General features: G+C 70.6%; 22 protein-coding genes and 1 pseudogene. 11 read left to right on the top strand and 12 right to left on the bottom strand.

Annotated elements, in window-relative coordinates; all coding sequences use genetic code 11:
- Positions 1-26 precede the first annotated feature (26 nt).
- Both OG623_RS15485 and OG623_RS15480 read left to right on the top strand, forming a co-directional pair.
- Positions 27-314, top strand: coding sequence for a DUF1416 domain-containing protein (locus OG623_RS15485; protein WP_362894863.1), 288 nt, complete (start codon positions 27-29; stop codon positions 312-314).
- 84 nt (positions 315-398) lie between these two features.
- Positions 399-635, top strand: a pseudogene (locus OG623_RS15480) (DUF3099 domain-containing protein); the annotation flags it as partial.
- 286 nt (positions 636-921) lie between these two features.
- Here OG623_RS15480 and OG623_RS15475 read toward each other — a convergent pair.
- On the bottom strand, positions 922-1,284 hold the full coding sequence (locus tag OG623_RS15475) for a DsrE family protein (protein ID WP_406147085.1): 363 nt from the start codon (positions 1,282-1,284) through the stop codon (positions 922-924).
- A 312-nt stretch (positions 1,285-1,596) separates the two neighbouring features.
- Between OG623_RS15475 and OG623_RS15470 the strand changes: the two genes are divergently transcribed.
- The 3 genes from OG623_RS15470 to OG623_RS15460 all read left to right on the top strand — a co-directional run bounded on the left by OG623_RS15470 (position 1,597) and on the right by OG623_RS15460 (position 3,804).
- Positions 1,597-2,169 carry an FABP family protein gene (locus tag OG623_RS15470; RefSeq protein ID WP_406147084.1) on the top strand — a complete coding sequence of 191 codons (573 nt, stop codon included), beginning with the start codon at positions 1,597-1,599 and terminating at the stop codon, positions 2,167-2,169.
- Positions 2,170-2,291: 122 nt separating this feature from the next.
- Positions 2,292-2,780: a Fur family transcriptional regulator gene (locus tag OG623_RS15465; RefSeq protein WP_406147083.1), complete on the top strand. Its 489-nt coding sequence runs from the start codon at positions 2,292-2,294 to the stop codon at positions 2,778-2,780.
- A 58-nt stretch (positions 2,781-2,838) separates the two neighbouring features.
- Positions 2,839-3,804: a YgfZ/GcvT domain-containing protein gene (locus tag OG623_RS15460; protein WP_406147081.1), complete on the top strand. Its 966-nt coding sequence runs from the start codon at positions 2,839-2,841 to the stop codon at positions 3,802-3,804.
- A 96-nt stretch (positions 3,805-3,900) separates the two neighbouring features.
- Here the strand turns inward: OG623_RS15460 and dtd are convergent, their stop codons facing one another.
- Positions 3,901-4,350: a D-aminoacyl-tRNA deacylase gene (gene dtd, locus OG623_RS15455; protein WP_362894858.1), complete on the bottom strand. Its 450-nt coding sequence runs from the start codon at positions 4,348-4,350 to the stop codon at positions 3,901-3,903.
- Between the two features lie 115 nt (positions 4,351-4,465).
- On the opposite strand from dtd, the gene OG623_RS15450 reads away from it, so the two are divergent.
- From OG623_RS15450 to OG623_RS15440, 3 genes are all read left to right on the top strand, one after another.
- Positions 4,466-5,143, top strand: a complete 678-nt coding sequence (locus tag OG623_RS15450) for an ABC transporter substrate-binding protein (RefSeq protein ID WP_406147079.1) — start codon at positions 4,466-4,468, stop codon at positions 5,141-5,143.
- Between the two features lie 52 nt (positions 5,144-5,195).
- On the top strand, positions 5,196-6,167 hold the full coding sequence (locus OG623_RS15445) for an asparaginase (RefSeq protein WP_406147077.1): 972 nt from the start codon (positions 5,196-5,198) through the stop codon (positions 6,165-6,167).
- 99 nt (positions 6,168-6,266) lie between these two features.
- A complete protein-coding gene (locus OG623_RS15440) occupies positions 6,267-7,520 on the top strand; it encodes a GNAT family N-acetyltransferase (protein ID WP_406147075.1) in 1,254 nt (417 codons plus the stop codon).
- A gap of 49 nt (positions 7,521-7,569) precedes the next feature.
- Here the strand turns inward: OG623_RS15440 and OG623_RS15435 are convergent, their stop codons facing one another.
- Together OG623_RS15435 and OG623_RS15430 are read right to left on the bottom strand one after the other, a co-directional pair.
- A complete protein-coding gene (locus OG623_RS15435) occupies positions 7,570-8,382 on the bottom strand; it encodes an ABC transporter permease (RefSeq protein ID WP_406147073.1) in 813 nt (270 codons plus the stop codon).
- Positions 8,375-9,373, bottom strand: a complete 999-nt coding sequence (locus tag OG623_RS15430; RefSeq protein ID WP_406151841.1) for an ATP-binding cassette domain-containing protein — start codon at positions 9,371-9,373, stop codon at positions 8,375-8,377. The genes OG623_RS15435 and OG623_RS15430 overlap by 8 nt, the downstream gene beginning before the upstream one ends.
- 130 nt (positions 9,374-9,503) lie before the next feature.
- Here OG623_RS15430 and OG623_RS15425 point away from each other — a divergent pair, with 130 nt between their 5' ends.
- On the top strand, positions 9,504-10,277 hold the full coding sequence (locus OG623_RS15425; RefSeq protein WP_406147072.1) for a TetR/AcrR family transcriptional regulator: 774 nt from the start codon (positions 9,504-9,506) through the stop codon (positions 10,275-10,277).
- Between the two features lie 60 nt (positions 10,278-10,337).
- Here OG623_RS15425 and OG623_RS15420 read toward each other — a convergent pair whose 3' ends face one another.
- The 3 genes from OG623_RS15420 to OG623_RS15410 form a co-directional block, all read right to left on the bottom strand.
- Positions 10,338-11,693, bottom strand: coding sequence for an MFS transporter (locus OG623_RS15420; protein WP_406151839.1), 1,356 nt, complete (start codon positions 11,691-11,693; stop codon positions 10,338-10,340).
- Positions 11,694-11,937: 244 nt separating this feature from the next.
- Positions 11,938-12,426, bottom strand: a complete 489-nt coding sequence (locus OG623_RS15415) for a MarR family winged helix-turn-helix transcriptional regulator (protein WP_406147071.1) — start codon at positions 12,424-12,426, stop codon at positions 11,938-11,940.
- A 226-nt stretch (positions 12,427-12,652) separates the two neighbouring features.
- Complete coding sequence (locus OG623_RS15410) at positions 12,653-13,570, bottom strand: SDR family oxidoreductase (RefSeq protein ID WP_406147070.1); 918 nt, start codon at positions 13,568-13,570, stop codon at positions 12,653-12,655.
- A gap of 98 nt (positions 13,571-13,668) precedes the next feature.
- On the opposite strand from OG623_RS15410, the gene OG623_RS15405 reads away from it, so the two are divergent.
- Positions 13,669-14,358 carry a TetR family transcriptional regulator gene (locus OG623_RS15405; protein ID WP_406147069.1) on the top strand — a complete coding sequence of 230 codons (690 nt, stop codon included), beginning with the start codon at positions 13,669-13,671 and terminating at the stop codon, positions 14,356-14,358.
- Positions 14,359-14,563: 205 nt separating this feature from the next.
- Here OG623_RS15405 and OG623_RS15400 read toward each other — a convergent pair whose 3' ends face one another.
- Complete coding sequence (locus tag OG623_RS15400) at positions 14,564-15,178, bottom strand: DinB family protein (RefSeq protein WP_406147068.1); 615 nt, start codon at positions 15,176-15,178, stop codon at positions 14,564-14,566.
- A gap of 149 nt (positions 15,179-15,327) precedes the next feature.
- Positions 15,328-15,768 carry a MarR family winged helix-turn-helix transcriptional regulator gene (locus tag OG623_RS15395; RefSeq protein WP_406147067.1) on the bottom strand — a complete coding sequence of 147 codons (441 nt, stop codon included), beginning with the start codon at positions 15,766-15,768 and terminating at the stop codon, positions 15,328-15,330.
- A gap of 77 nt (positions 15,769-15,845) precedes the next feature.
- Between OG623_RS15395 and OG623_RS15390 the strand changes: the two genes are divergently transcribed.
- Positions 15,846-16,229: a cupin domain-containing protein gene (locus OG623_RS15390; protein WP_406147066.1), complete on the top strand. Its 384-nt coding sequence runs from the start codon at positions 15,846-15,848 to the stop codon at positions 16,227-16,229.
- 134 nt (positions 16,230-16,363) lie between these two features.
- On the opposite strand, the gene OG623_RS15385 is transcribed toward OG623_RS15390, so the two are convergent.
- From OG623_RS15385 to OG623_RS15375, 3 genes are all read right to left on the bottom strand, one after another.
- Entirely contained in the window at positions 16,364-17,197 is an 834-nt protein-coding gene (locus tag OG623_RS15385) for an NAD(P)H-binding protein (protein WP_406147064.1), read from the bottom strand.
- Positions 17,198-17,402: 205 nt separating this feature from the next.
- On the bottom strand, positions 17,403-17,843 hold the full coding sequence (locus OG623_RS15380) for a VOC family protein (RefSeq protein ID WP_406147062.1): 441 nt from the start codon (positions 17,841-17,843) through the stop codon (positions 17,403-17,405).
- Between the two features lie 214 nt (positions 17,844-18,057).
- A complete protein-coding gene (locus OG623_RS15375) occupies positions 18,058-19,137 on the bottom strand; it encodes a protein phosphatase 2C domain-containing protein (RefSeq protein WP_406147061.1) in 1,080 nt (359 codons plus the stop codon).
- Positions 19,138-19,332 lie beyond the last annotated feature (195 nt).

The raw sequence follows: 19,332 nt of genomic DNA, 5'->3' as shown, positions 1-19,332 counted from the left end.
GACCCCGACCAGAAGGACAGAACACCATGTGTGGAGCACAGGCCGGCGGCCCCGACGCTTCGACGATCAAGCCGGGCGAGACGACGATCCAGGGCAGCGTGACCCGCGACGGCGAGCCCGTCACGGGCTACGTCCGGCTGCTGGACTCGACCGGTGAGTTCACCGCCGAGGTCCCGACCTCGGCGACCGGACAGTTCCGCTTCTACGCGGCCGAGGGCACCTGGACGCTCCGCGCCCTGGTTCCGGGCGGCACCGCCGACCGCACGGTCGTGGCGCAGACCGGTGGTCTCGCCGAGATCGCCATCGCCGTGTAGTTCCCGCGCACATTCGGCCGGAGGGCCGCACCCCAGGGGGTTGGACGCCACCTGACAAGGGGTGCGGCCCTTCGCGCCGTCCGCATGTGCGCCAGGGCCGAACAGCCTTACGCTGGAAGCATGTACGCCCGGCGCCGACGCGCCTATTTCCTGATGATGGGCGGATGCCTTCTTCTCTTCGTCTCCGCCTGGGCCTTCGTGCGCCTGTGGTCGGTCCCGGCGGCCGTGGCGATGTGCGTGGTCGCGATGATCATCCCGCCGGCCGCCGCGATCGTCGCCAACCGGCGGGGGCCCGAGGACCGTTGGTGGGACGACCCGTCCCGTAACGCCTCGGGGGGCCGCCCCGAGGCTCCCGCGGCGCGTGACGCGCCACGCCGCCCGCCCCGGGGCTCAGCGCCCCCGGACCCGCCCGACCCACCCACGGACGCGCCCCGCGACCCGCCGGACCTCGCGTCCCGTGACTCCGCGCCCCGCGCGCCCCGGGGGAGCGGGACCGGCGACCCGACCTCGGACCGCTGGTGGGACGAACTCGACGGCAGGGACCACCGCCGGTAGGCAGGCGGCGGGATGGCGGGATGGCGGGATCCGGGCCGACGGAGCCGACGGATCAGTAGACGAGGGCCTGGGTGCCGTCCGCCATGGCCTCCTGCACGAAGACCTGGGCGCCCGCGATCCGTACGCCGTCGAGGACGTCCGTCTCGTTGATGTCGCGCCGTGCCGCGCACTGGGTGCAGAGTGTGATCCCGCCACCCGCCAGGATCGAGTCGATCAGATCGGGCAACGGCGCGGCGTGCGGCAGTTCGAATTCGGCGGCGCGCCCCGGCAGGGCGAACCAGGCGGACTCACCGGTGAGCCACAGCGACACCTCCACCCCGCTGGCCACGGCCACGGCCGCCACGGTGAAGGCCTGCGAGCAGCGCTCGGCGGCATCGGCTCCGGCGGTCACCTTGATCACGAGCTTCTTCGGCATGCACCGAACTGTAATCCCGGCCGGGGGCTCCGTAGGGCGGCCCCGGGGCACCGCCCGACCGCGCCCGGGGGAAACCCCGGGCCGCCGTGCCGGGCCCCCACCCATTAGGCTGGGGGCCCGGCCGCCCGCTGCCGTCACGTCGTTCGTTCCGAGGAGCTCCCGTGCTTGAGGCTTTCTTCTCCGCCCTGCTGGTCCTGGTCTGCGTCGGCGTGCTCGCCTTCGCCGCCGTGACCGTGAAGAAGCTGTACCAGGGCCAGCGCTGACCCTCGCCGAACACCTTCCGTACACCCTCACAGATCGTCTGAGCCGCTCATGATCGAGATTCCGTCAGACCTCCATCCGGACCTCGTGCCGCTGGCCTTCCTTCTCGGGCACTGGGCGGGAGCGGGCGTCTCCGACTTCCCCGGCGCCGAGAAGTGCAATTTCGGCCAGGAAGTGACCTTCAGCCACGACGGCCGTGACTTCATCGAGTACATCTCGCACTCCTGGGTGCTCGACGGCGAGGGCAGCAAGGTCAAGCCGCTGGAGTCCGAGTCCGGCTTCTGGCGTATCGACAAGGACCGCAAGGTCGAGGTCGTGATGGTCCGCGACGACGGCGTGGTCGAGGTCTGGTACGGCGAGCTGGCGCACCAGAAGCCGCAGATCGACATCGCCACCGACGCGGTGGCCCGCACGGCGGCCTCCGGCCCGTACAGCGGCGGCAAGCGCCTCTACGGCTATGTGAACAGCGACCTGATGTGGGTCGGCGAGAAGGCCACCCCCGACGTGGAGCTGCGGCCGTACATGTCGGCGCACCTGAAGAAGGTCGTCACCCCGGAGGACGTCGCCGAGATGGCGAAGAGCCTCGGGGACATGCCGGACGACGGCATCGCGTTCTTCAAGTAGGCCGTTCCCCTCGTCGAGCGGGCCGCCCTCAAGCCGGTCGGTCCCGGCCGGTCCCCGGCCCGTCGAGGCCTCTTCCGTCCGGAACCGTCGGAACGGTGCCCACCCGGCTCTACACTGGGCCTGTGGTGAGCACCGACTGGAAGACCGATCTTCGGCAGCGCGGTTACCGGCTGACGCCTCAGCGCCAGCTGGTCCTGGAGGCCGTCGACGCGCTGGAGCACGCGACACCCGACGACATCCTCGGGGAGGTGCGCAGGACGGCGTCCGGCGTGAACATCTCCACCGTCTACCGGACCCTGGAGCTCCTCGAAGAGCTCGGGCTGGTCAGCCATGCCCACCTCGGGCACGGCGCCCCGACCTACCACCTCGCGGACCGCCACCACCACATCCACCTCGTCTGCAGGGACTGCACGAACGTCGTGGAGGCGGATGTCGGTGTGGTCACCGACTTCACGGCAAAGCTGTCGGACACCTTCGGCTTCGATACCGACATGAAGCACTTCGCGATCTTCGGACGCTGCGCCGACTGCACGGCGAAGGCGGAGAAGGCAGCGGATTCGGCGGAATCAGCGGCATCGGCCGACTCGGCGGGGGCCGCACAGCCGGAGTGACCGGGAGCGTGCGGTGGACCGCTCCACGCGGGTCGTGGCCGGGTCGTAGGCTGGTCGCATGAAGAGCCCCTTGCTGTCCCTGCCCGGCGCCGTCCCCGCCGAGGGGCGCGACGAAGGCGTCGCCGCGCACTACGGCGATCTGTTCCGTGAACAACGCGCACTCGCCGACGGCAGCGGCCTCGTCGACCTCTCGCACCGCGGAGTCGTCACGGTCACCGGCGACGACCGGCTGGCCTGGCTGCATCTGCTGCTCACCCAGCACGTCAGCGACCTCGTGCCGAACCAGGCGACCGAGGCGCTCATCCTCTCCGCCAACGGGCACATCGAGCACGCCCTCTATCTGGTCGACGACGGCACGACGGTGTGGATGCACACCGAGCCGGAGACCCAGGCGGAGCTGATCGCGTACCTGGAGTCGATGAAGTTCTTCTACCGGGTCGAGGTCGCCGACCGCACCGAGGACATCGCCGTCGCGCACCTCCCGGCCGGCTCGATCGCCGAGGTCCCCGACGGCGTGGCCGTACGCGAGACGGCACACGGCCGCGACCTGTTCCTGCCCCGGGCCGGGCTGGAGACGTACGCGGCGGAGCACGGCCCGGTGGCCGGGATCCTGGCGTACGAGGCGTTGCGCGTCGAGGAGCACCGCCCGCGCCTCGGCTTCGAGACCGACCACCGCACCATCCCGCACGAGCTGGGCTGGATCGGCAGCGCCGTGCACCTCCAGAAGGGCTGCTACCGGGGGCAGGAGACGGTCGCCCGTGTCCACAACCTGGGGAAGCCGCCGCGCCGCCTCGTCTTCCTGCACCTCGACGGCAGCGAGGTGCACCTGCCGGGCCATGGGACGCCGGTCAGGCTCGCCGCCGACGGCGCGGAGGGCCGCCAGCTGGGCTTCATCACCACCTCGGCCCGCCACCACGAGCTGGGGCCGATCGCTCTGGCGCTGGTGAAGCGGAACGTCGCGGTGGACGCGGAGCTGCTCGCGGGTGACACCGCTGCGGCGCAGGAGACGGTCGTCGAGCCGTAGGGGTTGCCCGAGAACGTTTGAGAGCGCCCGAGAGCGCCCGAGAGCGCCCGAGAGCGTTTGAAGGGCGCCTGCTGGCGCCTGAGGGGCTGGGAGCCCCTACACCTCGACCAGCACCGTGAACGGGCCGTGGTTCGTGAGCGAGACACGCATGTCCGCCCCGAACCGGCCCGTCTCCACCTGCGCGCCGAGCGCACGCAGCTGGGCCACCACCTCGTCGACCAGCGGCTCGGCGGTTCCGCCCGGCGCGGCGGCGTTCCAGGTGGGCCTGCGGCCCTTCCTGGCGTCCCCGTAGAGAGTGAACTGCGAAATGACCAAAAGCGGTGCATTCACGTCCGAGCAGGACTTCTCGCCCTCCAGGATCCGCAGGGTCCACAGCTTGCGGGCGAGCTGCGCCGCCTTCGCCGCGGTGTCGTCATGAGTGACCCCCACCAGCACACACAGTCCCTCGCCGACGATCTCGCCGACCGTCCCGGTCCCCGACGGATCGTCCGCGGCGCCCGCCACGGTGACGCTCGCGCCGTCCACTCTCTGTATCACTGCACGCATACAGACCAACCTATCTTGGGCTGAACGGGTACAGAGCACCTGCGTGAACACCGTGCGTAGTGGCACCATGCACGGTGTCGGTGTGCCGACGCACCGGTCGAGGGGACGGAACATCATGACGACACATGGAACCGGGCCAGCACCCGGTGCCGTACCGGGGACACGCACGGCGGCCGGTCCCCGGCCGCCGGTGCAGCGGACCGGTACCGCGCCCGGCCAGCTGCCAGCTCTGCCGCCCGTACCGCTGCCGGGGGCGGTGTCCGTGCCCGGACAGTCCGGGGGCGGTGCGGTCGAAGGGCTGGCGTCCGTGCGTCCGCTGCCCGAATTCGGCGGGCTGCGGCTGACGGAGCTGCGCACCCTGCGCCGTGACGCCCAGCGCGACGAGGCGGACCTCAGCTACGTACGCCGGCTGGTCCAGGGCCGGATCGACATCCTGCGGGCCGAGCTGGCACGGCGGGTGGACCCCGAGTCGCCCGTGGTGGACCGGCTCTCGGAGATCCTCGCCGACACCCCGTCCGTGCACCGCTCCTCGGCCAGGCACGTCACCCTCACCACGCCGCGCAGCGACGAGTACCGGCAGCTGGCGGCGGACACACTCGCCGAGGTCGAGCTCTCCGACCTGGACGCCAGGACGGACGAAGAGCTCCTGGACGCCATGGGGCGGCTCGTCCGCTACGAGCAGCAGGTGTCCCGGCGCCGTCACCGGCTCCAGCGGACCGTCGACGATTGCAGTGCGGAGATCGCCCGCAGGTACCGTGACGGGGAAGCACAAGTCCAGGACCTGCTCGCCTGAGGCGACCCTTCCGGGGGCGGGTCACGCCCGTGTCCCGGAAGGCCACCCGCCCATGACCTCCTCCACAGCCCCGTCCTCGTCGCCCGCGCTCCCGGTTCTGGCCGAGGTCGTGCGGTCCGGTTTCACCGAGGGCCACCATCGGGGTTCGCTGGTCGTCCTGGCTCCGGACGGGAGCGTGGAGCTCGCGCTCGGCGACCCGGCGGCCCCGGTCTTCCCGCGCTCCTCCAACAAGCCGATGCAGGCCGCCGCGATCCTCAGGGCCGGTCTCGACCTCGAGGGGGAGCGGCTGGCACTGGCGGGTGCGAGCCACTCGGGCGAGGGCTTCCATCTCGCCCTGGTGCGCACGATGCTCGCCGAGCACGGGCTGACGGAGGGGGACCTGCGGACGCCGCCCGACCTGCCGCTGGACCCGGTCGAGGCGGAGGCGTACCTCGCCGCCGGGGGTGTGCGGGAGCCCCTCACCATGAACTGCTCGGGCAAGCACGCGGCGATGCTCGCGGCCTGCGTACACAACGGATGGGACACCGCCACCTACCTCGACCCGGCCCACCCGCTGCAACGGCTGGTCGGCGAGGTCGTCGCGGAGGCGGCGGGCGAGCCCGTCGCGGCGATCGGTACGGACGGTTGCGGGGCACCGCTGATGGCGATCGGCCTGGTGGGCCTGGCCCGTGCGTTCCGTACGTTCGTGCTGGCGGAGCCCGGCACGGCGGAGCGCCGGGTCGCGGACGCGATGCGGGCGCACCCGGAGTACGTCGCGGGGACGCGGCGGCCGGACACCTGGCTGATGCGCGAAGTGCCGGGAACGCTCTCCAAGATGGGCGCTGAGGCGGTCCAGGCGCTGGCGCTCCCGGACGGCAGGGCCCTGGCCTTCAAGATCGACGACGGCTCGGCCCGCGCCCTCGGCCCGGTGCTGGCCCGCTCCCTCGAACTGCTGGGCGTCGACGCCCCGGTGGTGTCCCGCATCGGACGGGCGCCGCTGCTGGGGGGCGACGTGGAGGTGGGGGAGATCAGGGCGACGTTCTGACGGCTCGGGCGTCTGCGGGGGTGTGGAGGGCTGCGGGGGCGTGGAGGGCGGTGGGAAATTCCGTGTGGCATTTCGAACGCGCTGTGTAGCGTGGGCTGCATGACCCTTGATCCGCGCACCGTCACCGCAGCCGAGTTCCCCGACTGGCTGCGTGCTGTGGAGACCGGGTTCCTCAGGGCACCGGCCGCGGTGCCGGACGAGGAGGTCGCGATGCGTCTGGCCCAGGTCGATCTCTCCCGCGTCCAGGGTGTGTTCGACGCCGGGCGCTGTGTGGCCACCTTCCGGTCGTTCACGCAGGAGCTGACCGTCGTCGGCGGCGCGAAGGTGCGGGCCGACGCGGTCACGGTGGTCACGGTGTCCCCCACCCACCGCAGGCGCGGTCTGCTCAGCCGGATGATGGCCAAGGACCTCGCGGCGGCGAAGGAGCGCGGCGATGTGGTCGCCTCGCTGATCGCCGCCGAGTACCCGATCTACGGGCGGTACGGATTCGGGCCGGCCACGACGAGCACCGAATGGGAGATCGACGTCCCCAGGACAGGCCTCGACCTGCGCGGCCGGGTCCCCGCCGAGGCGGACGGTGGCCGTATCGAGCTGGTGGACGGCGCGGACGTACGCAAGCTCGGCCCCGAACTCCACGCCCGGATCGCCGCACGGCAGCACGGTGTGGTGTCCAGGGACGAGCGCTGGTGGGAGCGCAACACCGGTGTGAACACCCCGACACCCGAACCGTGGACGGAGCCGTTCTACGCGGTCCACCGGTCGGCGGACGGCGAGACGGACGGGCTGATCGCCTACCGCGCCGACGACAAGTGGGGTGACCGCAAGCAGCCGCTCAACACGGCGAACGTGGCCGGCATGATCGCGGCGACCCCGGCGGCCGAACGCGCCCTGTGGCACTTCGTCTGTTCCATCGACTGGATCACCACGGTCCGTTCGGGCAACCGGGCGCCCGACGACCTGCTCCCGCTCCTCCTCCCGGACCCGCGCGCCGCCCGCGTCGCGACCCAGGCGGACTGGCTGTGGCTGCGCGTCCTCGACGTCCCCCGGGCCCTGGAGGCCCGTACGTACACGACCGAGGCCACCCTGGTCCTGGACATCCAGGACACGGCGGGCCTGGCAGGCGGGCGCTTCCTGCTCGAGGTGTCCCCGTCCGGCGCGTCCTGCGTCCCCACGACGCGGGACGCCGACCTCACGCTGGACGTCGCGGACCTGAGCAGCGTCTACCTCGGCGACGAGTCGCCGGTGCGACTGGCCGCGCTGGGCCGGCTCGCCGAGCACAGGGCGGGCGCGACGGCGACGGCGGACGCGGTGTTCCGCACCCTGCGTCGCCCGTGGTGCCCGGACACGTTCTGAGGCTCACGGCGCGCCGCCCTTCCAGGGTGGGACACGGGGTGCACCGGCGTCACCGCGTCCGCATCCTGAAGAGCGCCCCCGACAGGGCAATGGCGACCAGCAGGATCCCTGCCGCCCAGGCGAGCGCGGTCCAGGGGGCGTTGCCCACCGGCTGGTCGAGCAGGAGACCGCGGAGGGACTCGATGGCAGGGGTGACCGGCTGGTGGTCGGCGAAGCCGTGGAGCCAGCCCGGCATGCTGTCGACCGGGACGAACGCACTGCTCGGGTAGGGCAGGAACGACATGAAGAAGGTGAATCCACCGGCCGCCTCCGGCGTACGGGCGAGCAGGCCGATCGCGGCGGAGATCCAGGACAGGGCGACGATGTAGGCGAGCAGCACGGCGGCGACGGCGAGCCAGCCGGCCGGGGTCGCCGCGGGGCGGAAGCCGATGAGCAGTGCGACCGCGAACACGAGGGTGGTGGAGATCAGGTTGCGGGCGGTGCTCGCCGCGACATGGCCGGCCAGGATCGGCGTACCGCCGATGTCCAGGGAGCGGAAGCGGTCGATGATGCCGCCCTTCATGTCCTCGCTCACGGCCACCGCTGTGGTGGCCGAGCCGAAGCCGGCGGAGAGGAACAGGACGCCGGGCACGACGTACATGACGTACGAGTCGTAGGCGCTGCCCGTGTTGATGGCGCCGCCGAAGAAGTAGACGAAGATCAGCATCAGCATGATCGGCAGCATCATCGAGGTGATGACGGCGTCGATGTTGCGGCGGCTGATGAGCAGGCTGCGCCCGGTCATGACGGCGGCGTGGGTGAGTACTCCGGGTGCTGTTGGTCCAGGCGTCATGGCTCTGGTCGCGATCGGTGCGTCAGACATGGGCGGGTACCTCCGTCTTCTCGGCGGTGAGGGCGAGGAACACGTCGTCGAGGGTCGCGCTGTGCACGGTGAAGCGGTCGACGTCGGTGCGGCCCGGGTCGATCTCGTCGAGCAGGGCACGGGCGTGGGCGGCGGTGCCGTCCGTGGGGATGCCCAGCGTGAGGGTCTCGGGGGAGTGGTGGACGGCTCGGGTGGCGAGCCTGAGGTAGGCCTCGTGGGTGTGGAGGACGAGGTCCAGACGGTGCCCGGCGACACGTGACTTCAGGGCATCCGGGGTGCCTTCGGCGGCGGTGGCGCCCTTGTCGAGGACGGTGATGCGGTCGGCGAGCTGGTCCGCCTCCTCCAGGTACTGCGTCGTGAGCAGCACGGCTGCGCCCCGCCCGGCGAGGTCACGGACCACCTGCCAGAGCTCGCGGCGGCTGCGCGGGTCGAGGCCGGTGGTGGGCTCGTCGAGGAAGAAGACACCCGGCTCGGGTGAACCGACCAGCCCCGCCGCCAGGTCCAGACGCCGCCGCATCCCCCCGGAGTACGTACGCGCCTGGCGCCGGCCCGCGTCGTCGAGGCCGAAGCGCTCCAGCAGCTCCTCGGCGCGGAGCTTGGCCCCGGTGCGGGTCAGGCCGGACAGCCGCGCCATCATCCGGAGGTTCTCCTCGCCGGTCAGCGTTTCGTCGACGGCGGCGAACTGCCCGGTGAGGCTGATGGCGCGGCGTACCTGGCGCCGGTCGCCGACGACGTCGTACCCGGCGACGCGCGCGGTGCCGGAGTCGGCGGTGGTGAGGGTGGCGAGGATCCGCACGGTGGTGGTCTTGCCCGCGCCGTTGGGGCCGAGCAGTGCGTGGATCCCGGCGCGGGGCACCTGGAGGCCGACGCCGTCCAGGACCCGGGCTCCCGTCCTTCCGTTCCTTCGGTTCCTTCCGATCCTTCTGTTCTTTCCGTAGGACTTCGTCAGTTCGCGCGCCTCGATCATGACGTCGTCCATCGCTTCGTCCATGGCGCCGTCGCTCATGGCTGTGCTCATGAATGATCCCCCTCCGGCTTCTGCGTATGATGTACGCGTTACTGCGTAAGCATTACGCAAACTTAGGATGGTGGCAAGCCACTACTGGGGAAGGCGGCTTCGGGTGACCGAGAACAGCAGCGCGTCGGGCAGTACGGGACTGCCGGCCAGCATCGAGGCCGCGTGGGGACTGCGCGACCGCCCGGCCAAGGGCCCGAAGCCCGGCCTGACGCTGGACCGCATCGTCGCGGCGGCCGTGGAGGTCGCCGCGACGGAGGGGCTCTCCGCGGTCTCGATGGGCAGGGTCGCCAAGGAGCTCGGCGCCTCCACGATGTCGCTCTACCGCTACGTCTCCGCCAAGGAGGAGCTGTACGTCCTCATGCAGGAGGCGGCCATGGGCGACCCCGAGCCGCTGCCCGCGCTGACGGAAGGGGCGGGCTGGCGGGAGGCTGTTCGCCAGTGGGCCTGGGCCCAGCGCCGGATGTTCCAGCGCAACCTCTGGCAGCTGCGCATCCCGATCGCGGGACCGCCGGCCAGCCCGCGTTCGATCGCCTGGTGGGAACAGGGACTTCAGGCGCTGGAAGGCAGCGGACTCGACGAGGGTGACAAGATCTCCGTCATCCTGTTGGTCTCCGGCTTCGTACGGAACGAGGCACTGCTGATGAGCGATCTCGCCGCCGCCGTCGAGGCGAAGGGCGTCTCGGACGTGGAGGTGATGGCGCAGTGGGAGCGGACGGTGCAACGGCTCGTCGACCCCGTACGCCATCCGGCGCTGTGCAGGCTGCTGACCACCGAGGTGCTGAGCGAACCCGACGCCCCTGACCACGAGTTCCTGTTCGGCCTCGAACGGGTCCTCGACGGGGTCGAGGCACTCATCGACAAGGGCGCACCGTCGTAGCCCCGCTGTCGTGAGGACGCCTCAGGAGCGTGCGGTGGAAGACGATGACAGCGACGTGGATCACGACGCCGATGACGACGCGGGGCGCAGGACGAGGAACGCCACGACGAAGGCGGCGACGAGAAGGCCGGTCCCGACGGTGAACGCGAGCTGGTAACCGCTGGTCAGCGCGTCGGCCCGGCCGTGGCCCTCGCCGAGCATCCGGTCGGTCCTGGCTGCCGCCAGTGTGGTCAGCACGGCGACGCCCACGCCCATGCCGACCTGCTGGGTGGTGTTGAAGACCCCGGAGGCGAGCCCGGCGTCGTCCTTGCCCGCACCGGACATCCCGAGTGTCGTCAGTGCGGGAATCGCCAGCCCGAAGCCGCCCGCGAGGAACATCACGGGGAGTACGTCGGTGACGTACCGGGCGTCCACGGGGATCCGGGTCAGGAACCCCAGGCCCCCGATCAGCAGGATGATCCCGGTCAGCAGCACGGTGCGTTCGCCGAACCGGGCGTTCAGCCGGGCCGAGACGCCGAGCGAGACGCTGCCGATGGCGACGGCGGCGGGGAGCAGGGCGAGACCGGTCGCGGCGGCGCTGTATCCGAGGACGTTCTGCAGGTGCTGCGCGACGACGATCTGGAACGAGAACAGCGCGGCAACCATGAAGGCCAGGACCAGGTTCGCCCCGAACACGCTGCGTGAACGCAGGATCCGCAGGGGCATGAGCGGGGTCCGGGCGGTGGCCTGGCGGACGACGAACGCCCCCAGCAGCGCGAGGGCCACGGCCCCGAGGCCGAGAGTGGGGGCGGAGACCCAGCCGTACTCCTCGACCTCGACCACGGTGTAGATCCCCAGCATCAGGCCCGTCGTGACGAGGACGGCCCCGATGACATCGGCGCCGGCGGCGAGCCCGATGCCCCGGTCGGTGGGCAGGACCCGGCGGGCGACCAGGAAGGTCACCACGCCGATCGGCAGGGTGATGAAGAAGATCCAGTGCCAGCTGAGGGCGTCGGTGAGAACCCCGCCGAGCACCTGTCCGATGGACGCGCCCGCCGCCCCGGTGAACGAGAACACAGCGATGGCCCTGGCCCGTTCGCGCGGCTCGCTGAAGATGGTGACGAGGATGCCCAGACCGACCGCGGAGGCCATCGCGCTGCCGACCCCCTGGAGGAAGCGGGCGCCGATGAGCATCGCGGGGGTCGTGGCCACACCGGCCAGCAGGGACGCGACGGTGAAGACGACGGTGCCCGCCAGGAACATACGGGTGCGGCCGATCAGGTCGCCGAGCCGTCCCGAGAGCAGGAGCAGGCTGCCGAACGCGATCAGATAGGCGTTGACCACCCAGCTGAGGCCGGCGGAGGTGAATCCCAGGTCGCGCTGGATGGTGGGCATGGCCACGGTCACGATCGAGCCGTCGAGCGTGAGCGTCAGCATCCCGGCGGCGATCACCGCAAGGGCGAGGCCGCGATGGCGGGCGGTGGCGGGGGCGTGCCCGGACGGCTTGTCCGTACCGGGCGGTTCGGGGGTGTCGAAGGTATCGCTGGAGGCGGCAACGGTCATCGGTCTTCTCCTGTCGGACGGGTCGACAAGAGAGACCGTAACAGATGGTTTTGTTGCAGACTATATTTAACGGTCCCGCTCGGAGCGGTTTCCTCGGTTCCCTCTGCTGCTGTCTGCGCTACCTCTGCCCCTGACGCGCACGCCGGACGGGCCGCGGGTTCTCGGCCGGCGTGGCCAGGTGGTCCGTGGCCAGCTGGGTCAGGGCACGCAGCAGGGCCTCGCGGTCGCCCTCGGGGAGCGTCCCCAGGGTCTCCTGGTGCACCCGGTCGACGATTTCCTGACTCCGCACGGCGACCCGGGCGCCCTCCTCGGTGGCGGCGATGATCCGGGCCCGCCGGTCGCGGCTGGAGGGGCGCCGCTCGGCGAGGCCCGCGCTCTCCAGGGCGTCGACGGTGACCACCATCGTGGTCTTGTCCATGTCGCCGATCTCGGCGAGCTGGATCTGGGTGCGCTCTTCCTCCAGAGCATGGACCAGGACGCAGTGCATGCGTGCGGTCAGCCCGATCTCGGCGAGCGCCGCCGCCATCCGGGTGCGCAGGACATGGCTGGTGTGGTCGAGGAGGAAGGACAGGTCGGGTGCCGTGCGGGCGGGAGTCAGGGCGGTCATGCTGCCCAGCGTAACAATTCGTACTGTGGCAGATCGTCCGTAAGGGGACGTTGCTGCGCCTGTCCGCACCCCTTCGCGCAAATTCACGCCAATTCGCGCCGGACCGCGGCTTCATGGCTTCGGGAGGCGGAGTGAGAGGACACTTGTGACGCATACGCGACTCCTGAACGTGTGCGCCTGTCAGTCCCGGGGGCGGAGTCGTGCGCTCCTGCCTGCGTCCAGGTGATCAGGGGCGCACAGCCGGGACGGAGGCGCCGGTGAGACGTTCGGCCTCGGCCCACAGGCGCGCTGCGACGGCCTTGTCCTGGGCGCTGCGCGGCAGGGCGGTCACCTTGGTCGGGCCGACCATCGCCCAGCGTGGACCGTAATAGCCGCCGGCCACGGCGTCTGGGCCGGTGGCCGCGTACAACAGGGGCTCCGCACCCTGCTCAGGGCCCTGCGACGGGACGATCTTGTAGAGGAGCGATTCGACGAAGCCGGGCCGGCCGCCGTTCAGGGTGGGGCCGGAAGTCATCAGGTTGGTACGCGTGTAGCCGGGGTGGGCGCCCGCCGACAACAGGGGCCAGTCGTGCCGCGCGGCGAGTTCGGCGAGATGGATCATCATCAGCATGTCGGCGAGCTTGGACCGGCCGTAGGCCCGGGTGGGGCTGTAGGCGCGGGTCGACTGCAGGTCGTCGAAGTCGATGCGGGCCCGGTTGGCGGTGCCGCTGCTCATCGTCGCCACTCGCGGCGCGGGCGCGGCCAGCAGCAGCGGCAGGAGCCGGACGGTGAGGGCGAAGGGGCCGAGGAAGTTGCTGCCCAGTTGCAGCTCGAAGCCGTCGGTGGTCTCGGTGCGCCGGGGCACATTCATGACGCCGGCGTTGTTCAGCAGCAGGTCCAGCGGTTTGCCGTCGGCGGCCATCCCGTCGGTGAACTCACGGACCGACGACAGGTCGGCCAGGTCCAGTCGGCGGACCTCCACCCGGGCGTCGGGGTGCGCGGCGAGGATCTCGTCGCGGGCCTGCTCGCCCTTGGCGGGCGTACGCACCGCGAGGAGGACCTGGGCCCCGGCGCCGGCCAGTCGCTTGGCGGCCTCCTTGCCCGTTCCGCTGTTCGCGCCGGTCACCACGGCGAGCTTTCCGTGCTGGTCAGGAACCTGGTACATGACGAACCTCATTAAGGACTGCCGGTATCTTGTCTCCGTTCCACGATAAAGGACCACCAGTACGTAAGCAAAGTACCGGCGGTTTGTAATATGGGACCGTGACCTTCCAACGCGCCCGCACCGATGAACAGCGCAGCCAGCGGCGGCGCCAGATCCTGGACGCCGCGGCGGCGATGCTGACCGAGATGCCGGTCGCGAAGCTGAGCCTGAACGAACTGAGCCGCCGCGTCGGCCTGGCCAAGGCGAACGTGCTCCGCTACTTCGAATCCCGCGAAGCAGTGCTGCTCGACCTGCTCGACACCGAGATCCGCGACTGGATCGCCGACCTGGAGCGAACACCGGTGGACGGTCGCGGCACCGCGCGGGAGCGCGGCGACGCCCTGGCCGACCTGCTCGCCACGTCGATGGCGGGGCGACCGGTGCTGTGCGACCTGTTCAGCGCGCAGGGCGCGGTGCTGGAGCAGAACATCTCCACCGAGGCCGGCATCCGCCACAAGCGTGATGCCCGGGAGTCACTGCACAGCTTGGTGCGGCTGGTCCTGCGCCATGTCCCCGAACTCGGCCCCGAGGGCGCCGCCGCGCTGGTGGAAACGACTCTGCTGATGGCCATGTCCGCCTGGCAGTGCAGTCGTCCTTCGGACGCGATGCTCGCGGTCTACGCCTCGGACCCCGAACTGGCCGCCATGCGCCTGGACTTCACCGACCTGGTCCGCCGCGCGACAGCTGTGGCCGCTACCGGCCTGCTGACCCGACGCCAACAGCCGGCCGACGCCGGCCCGGCCGGCTGAAGGGCGGCATGCCCGCGGCCCAGCCCGCGCACGCCACCGGATCGCCCGCTCTACGCACGCGTGACGGCCCATGACGCCCACCACGAGATCCGGGCCCAGGCGGTGCCCCGCACCCGGCTCACCGAGCCCGAACCCGAACCCGCGCCCGCGCACGAACCCGCGCCCCCGCCCGAACCCGAACCCGCTCGCGCATCCCCCGTCGACGCTACGGCACCACCGGCTTCCCGTGAGGGGGTCGGTCGGCCTCAAGAGCCGCCCGCTCCAGCCTGTTCCGGTGCTCTTCCCACCACGCGGCATCGCCCGGCGGAATGCTGTCGTTGCCCTCGTCCATCCCCACAGCGCCGTCGATGAGCTCCCGGACGATGTCGGCGTGCCCGGCGTGCCGGTGCGTATCGGCGATCACGCGCACCACGATGTGGTGCAGCGTCGCCTCGGCCCGATGGCTAGGCCACCACGGCACCGTGCCGACCGTGTCCAGCGACAGCGCTTCGATCGTCGCGTCCGAGTGCGCCCAGGCCCGGTGGTACAGCCCCACGATCTGCTCACGCGACTCGTCGGCCGTTGCCCACATGTCCGCGTTGGCCTCGGCCCCTTCCTCGACCCACGGCAGCGACTCACCTGACGGCCGCCCGAAGGTGTCGCCGAGGTAGCCCAGCTCCACGCCGGCCACATGCTTGACCAGGCCCAGGATGTTCGTACCGGTCGGTGTCAGGGGGCGCCGGGCGTCGTACTCGGAGAGCCCTTCGATCTTCCACAGCAGGGCCTCCCGGGCCGACTGCAGATAACGGTGGAGATCGCCTTTGGCGTCAGATGCGCTCATGGCACCACTCTCCCCCACCAACCACCCCGGGCGGGCGATGTGGAGTGAAGCCCGGAGCCTGCTGCACACCTCTGCCACGGGATGCGCAAGTCCGTTGCCCTGACTCCTCCTTGGCGACCTGTGACGGTCCAGATCAGTGGCTTACCGGCTCACCAGGTGGGGCGGATCGGCCCCGGTGGCGAAAGCCGGGTCAGGTCGGCGACGAGTTCACCGAAGCGCACCTCGCCCAGCGCCTCTCGCCATGGTGCGACGGCAGCCCGGGCCGCCTCGTCGGCGGCGCGAGTTGCGGACCAGCCGGCCTCGGTCAGCCCCAGGAGGCGGGCGCGGGCATCGTGGGGATGTGGATGCCGTACCACGTACCCCTTGCGCACCAGTTCATCGACCAGCTGGGCGGCGGCCTGCTTGGTCACCCCCAGATGCTCGGCCAGGTCGGCCGTGGTGGCGTCGCCCAGGGAGATGCGGGCAAAGGCGAAGCCGTGTGCTGGCCGCAGATCTTCGAACCCTCGCTGGGACACCCGAGTGTGGATCTCCTGCACCAGCTGTCCCGAGAGGGCGAGCACGAGTGCGGAGAAGGCCAGAGCGTCATCCATGGGCTTGACTATAACTCGTCAAGTTGCTTGTCTTTATAGACAAGGAACTTGTCTATTCTTCCCTGCAAGGAGCTGTCATGCCCTTCATCCGAAGTGACGAGGCCGTCGTGCACGAGATCCACGGTGTCCGCTTCGTTTCCTATCTCCGTCCGGGCACAGGCACCCGGGATCTCGCCGCCTGGCGCGGCGAGATCCCGGCCGGGACGGTGAGCCCGGCCCACAGGATCAGCCACGAGGAGACGTTCTACGTTCTGTCCGGCCACCTCCGGCTCACCATCGGCGGCGAGAGCGCCGAACTCGGCGTCGGTGATGCGGCGGTGGCTCCGGCGGGCTCCGAGCTGGCAGTTGCCAACACCACCGACCAGCCCGCGCACATGTGGGTCACGACACGGGTGGGGCTCAGCGCCGAGCTGGCCGACGGCAGCACCGTCACGCCGCCCTGGGCATTAGGGGCCGGGTGAGGACGCGCCCGCCGGCCGCGACAGCCCTTCGGGCTGGCCACTTGGGGACGGGAACTGGTCCTCAATGCCCGATATGGGTGTCCGTAACTTCCCCCCCCACGCCGCGGTCTGTGATCCGCTCGGGCCCGGGTGATTCAGCGGAAGGCGTTGGCGTTCTCCGATGCCCACTGCTGGAACGGGCGGGCCGGGGTTCCGGTGATCTGCGTAACCGTGTCGCGCACCGTCAGCAGCTCGTCGTTCACGTCTCCGCCCGTGACGTCGAGCACCGCGTCTGCGGCCTCGGCCCCGAAGACCGCGGCCATCTGCGCGTGGGCCTGCCGGCGGCTGATCTCGGCGAAGGGCACCTCCCGGCCCAGTGCTGCTGCGATGGCTTCGACCTGCTGGCGGGCGGTCACGGGCTCGGGACCGGTCAAGGCGTACGTGCGCCCCCGGTGGCCGGGCTCGGTCAGCGCCACCCGTGCCACCGACGCGATGTCCGCGGGGTGGATGGTCGGCAGTGCTGTGTCCGCATACGGTGCGTGGACGGCCTCGTGCTCACGAATGGGGGCAGCCCACATCAGCGCGTTCGAGGCGAACTGCGTCGGCCGCAAGATCGTCCAGGCCATACCGCTGTCCTTGAGCAGCTGTTCAACCGCCAGGTTCTCGCGGGCGGGGCCCAGGTGCGGATGGGTCTGGGCGGTGATCGACGACACCAGCACCACATGCTCGACACCCGCCTGCCGGGCGGCTTCGAGGATGTCGGCGTCCGAACCCAGACGCGACACGAGAAACAGCGAACTCACCCCCTCCAGCGCGGGCTTCAACGACGCCGGCTCCGCGAAGTCGCCCTGCACGGCCTCGACCCCTTCGGGGAAGGTGGCCTGCGCGGTGTCACGGGTGAGCCCTCTCAGCGGTCCGGCGCCGCGGGCATGCAACTCCCTCAGCAGCGCACTGCCTATGTTTCCGGTGGCTCCGGTCACGAGGATCATGGACGCGTTCTCCCGTCGTCGGATGAGCAACTGGAGGAGACGGTAGAAGCTCAATCACACTTGAGGTCAAGGCATGCCCGGCCGCCTCTGCCGCCGGGCACGCCTCGCACACCAGGCACGGCACACCAGGCACGGCACGCCTGGGACGGTTGGGACGGTTGGGACGGTTGTCGGGTCGATGTCTCAGGCGCCGTCCCGAACCTTGTCAGCCGGCGGGCCGGGTGGCGGCGACGCAGAACTCATTGCCTTCCGGGTCGGCCATCGTGATGTGGTGCCCGTCGAACTCCTCCACGGTGATACCGCCCGCCTTCACCAGCAGTTCGGCCTTCGCCCTGATCCGTGCCCACCGTTCCTCGGGAGTGCCGTGCCCTGGCACCCGGACGTCGATATGGAGTCGGTTCTTCGCCGTCTTCGGTTCAGGGACCTTGAGGATGGAGAGCCGGGGCCCGATGCCGTCGGGATCGCAGAGCCATGCCACGTCGTCCACCGAGTCGTCCGCCGGGAGGTTGAAGCTCGCGTGCCACTCCTCGCGGGTCGTGAAGGGAGCGGGCGGCGGCTCGTCGACGTAGCCCAGCGCCGTTTTCCAGAAGCGGCCGAGGAGCTTCGCGTCCTTGCAGTCCAAGGTCAGACTGATCCTGGTGGTCATGGTCGGAGCGTACGGCGCACCTCTGACAGTCGAGGCCGAGTAGAGGGGACGGACCGCCGCCGCTACTACTGCTACTGCTGCGTGGTGGCCGGTCCCGGACAGCTCTGGGACGGGGTGGTGCTCTGACCCGCGGAGCCAGGCCGGCAGGCGCCGCGGGGTCGGTTGCGAGGTGCTGACCGGCCTGGACCCGGTGTCGGCTCGACCCGCCTGGCTCCTACTGCTGGAGCTCCATGACGTCGGCAACCACGCAGCTGACGTTGTCGGGGCTGCCGCAGCCATTGGCGAGGGCGATGAGTTCGTGTACGGCCTGCTCGGGCTCGCTGATCTCGGAGAGCACGCGTCGGATTTCTTCGGTCGGCACGACGGTCGACAGGCCGTCGGAGCAGAGAAGGTATCGGTCTCCGGGCTGAGTGTCGTGAAGGCGCATGTCGTGGGTGGCATCGGCTCCCTGGCCCAGGGCTCGTATCAGCAGCGCCCGCTGGGGGTGGGAGACGGCTTCTTCCGGGGTGAGACGCCCTTCGTCGACCATCGATTGCACCATGGTGTGGTCGTGGGTGATCTGGAACAGCTCTCCGTCGCGCACGAGGTAGGCGCGGGAGTCACCGATGTGGACGAGGGCCAGCTGTGAGCCGGTCCAGAGCATCGCGGTGAGTGTGGTGCCGGCCTCATCGGGGGTTGAGCTGGGTCCAGCGATGCCGTTGACGGCCTGTTTGGCCTGCTCGATGGCGTCTTCGAGGACGTTGAGGAGATTGCCCGCCGGGATGCTGTTCGTTTCGAGGCGTTTGAGCGCCTCGACGGCGGCCGCGCTCGCCGGGGCTCCCGTGCTGCCGAAACCGTCGGCGACGGCGAGCAGGCGGGACCCGGCGTAGGCGGTGTCCTGGTTGCTCTCGCGGACAAGGCCTGTGTCGGAAAGGGCGGCGTATCGGATTCCCAGGGGCTTGGCGGTGGGAGACATGGCGGGGTCCTTCCAGGACAGATGGTTGATGAGGAAGGAAGCGAGGTCCCGCCGCGCGGCGGTGTCGGCCTCGACCTCGGCCCAGAACGCGCGGATCTCCTGGGTCGCCGCAGCGGATTCCAGCGTGCTGACGTGCTGGATGCGGGCCAGGGGCATCCCGAGGCGCCGGAGCCAGGCGACCAGCCGGGCCTGCTCCAGTTGTTCCGGTGCGTAAAGGCGATAGCCGCTCACGGGGTCGACGCGAGCGGGGCGCAGCAGCCCGAGCTCGTCATAGAGACGCAGCGCCTTCGGCGACAGGCGGGACGCCTTCGCGAACGTCCCGATGGTCAGCAACCCCATGCTCGTTCCTCCTCATGCCGAGCACATCGCCCGGCCCCACCGATGCTGTGGCTTTCCCCAAGGTGAAGGTCAACTATCGGGTAGCTGACCCCTCTTCCGCGCAGCGGTCGATACGTCGCATCACCATGGCGCACTCCTGACCGAGGCTGACCGGGGCTCATGGCAAAAATCGAGTAGGCGGCCGAGCTCAGCGGC

This window comes from Streptomyces sp. NBC_01012 (assembly GCF_045162755.1).
GTDB lineage: Bacteria > Actinomycetota > Actinomycetes > Streptomycetales > Streptomycetaceae > Streptomyces.
Note: the sequence above shows the minus strand (reverse complement) of the source record. Positions and strands in the feature narration are given on the sequence as shown.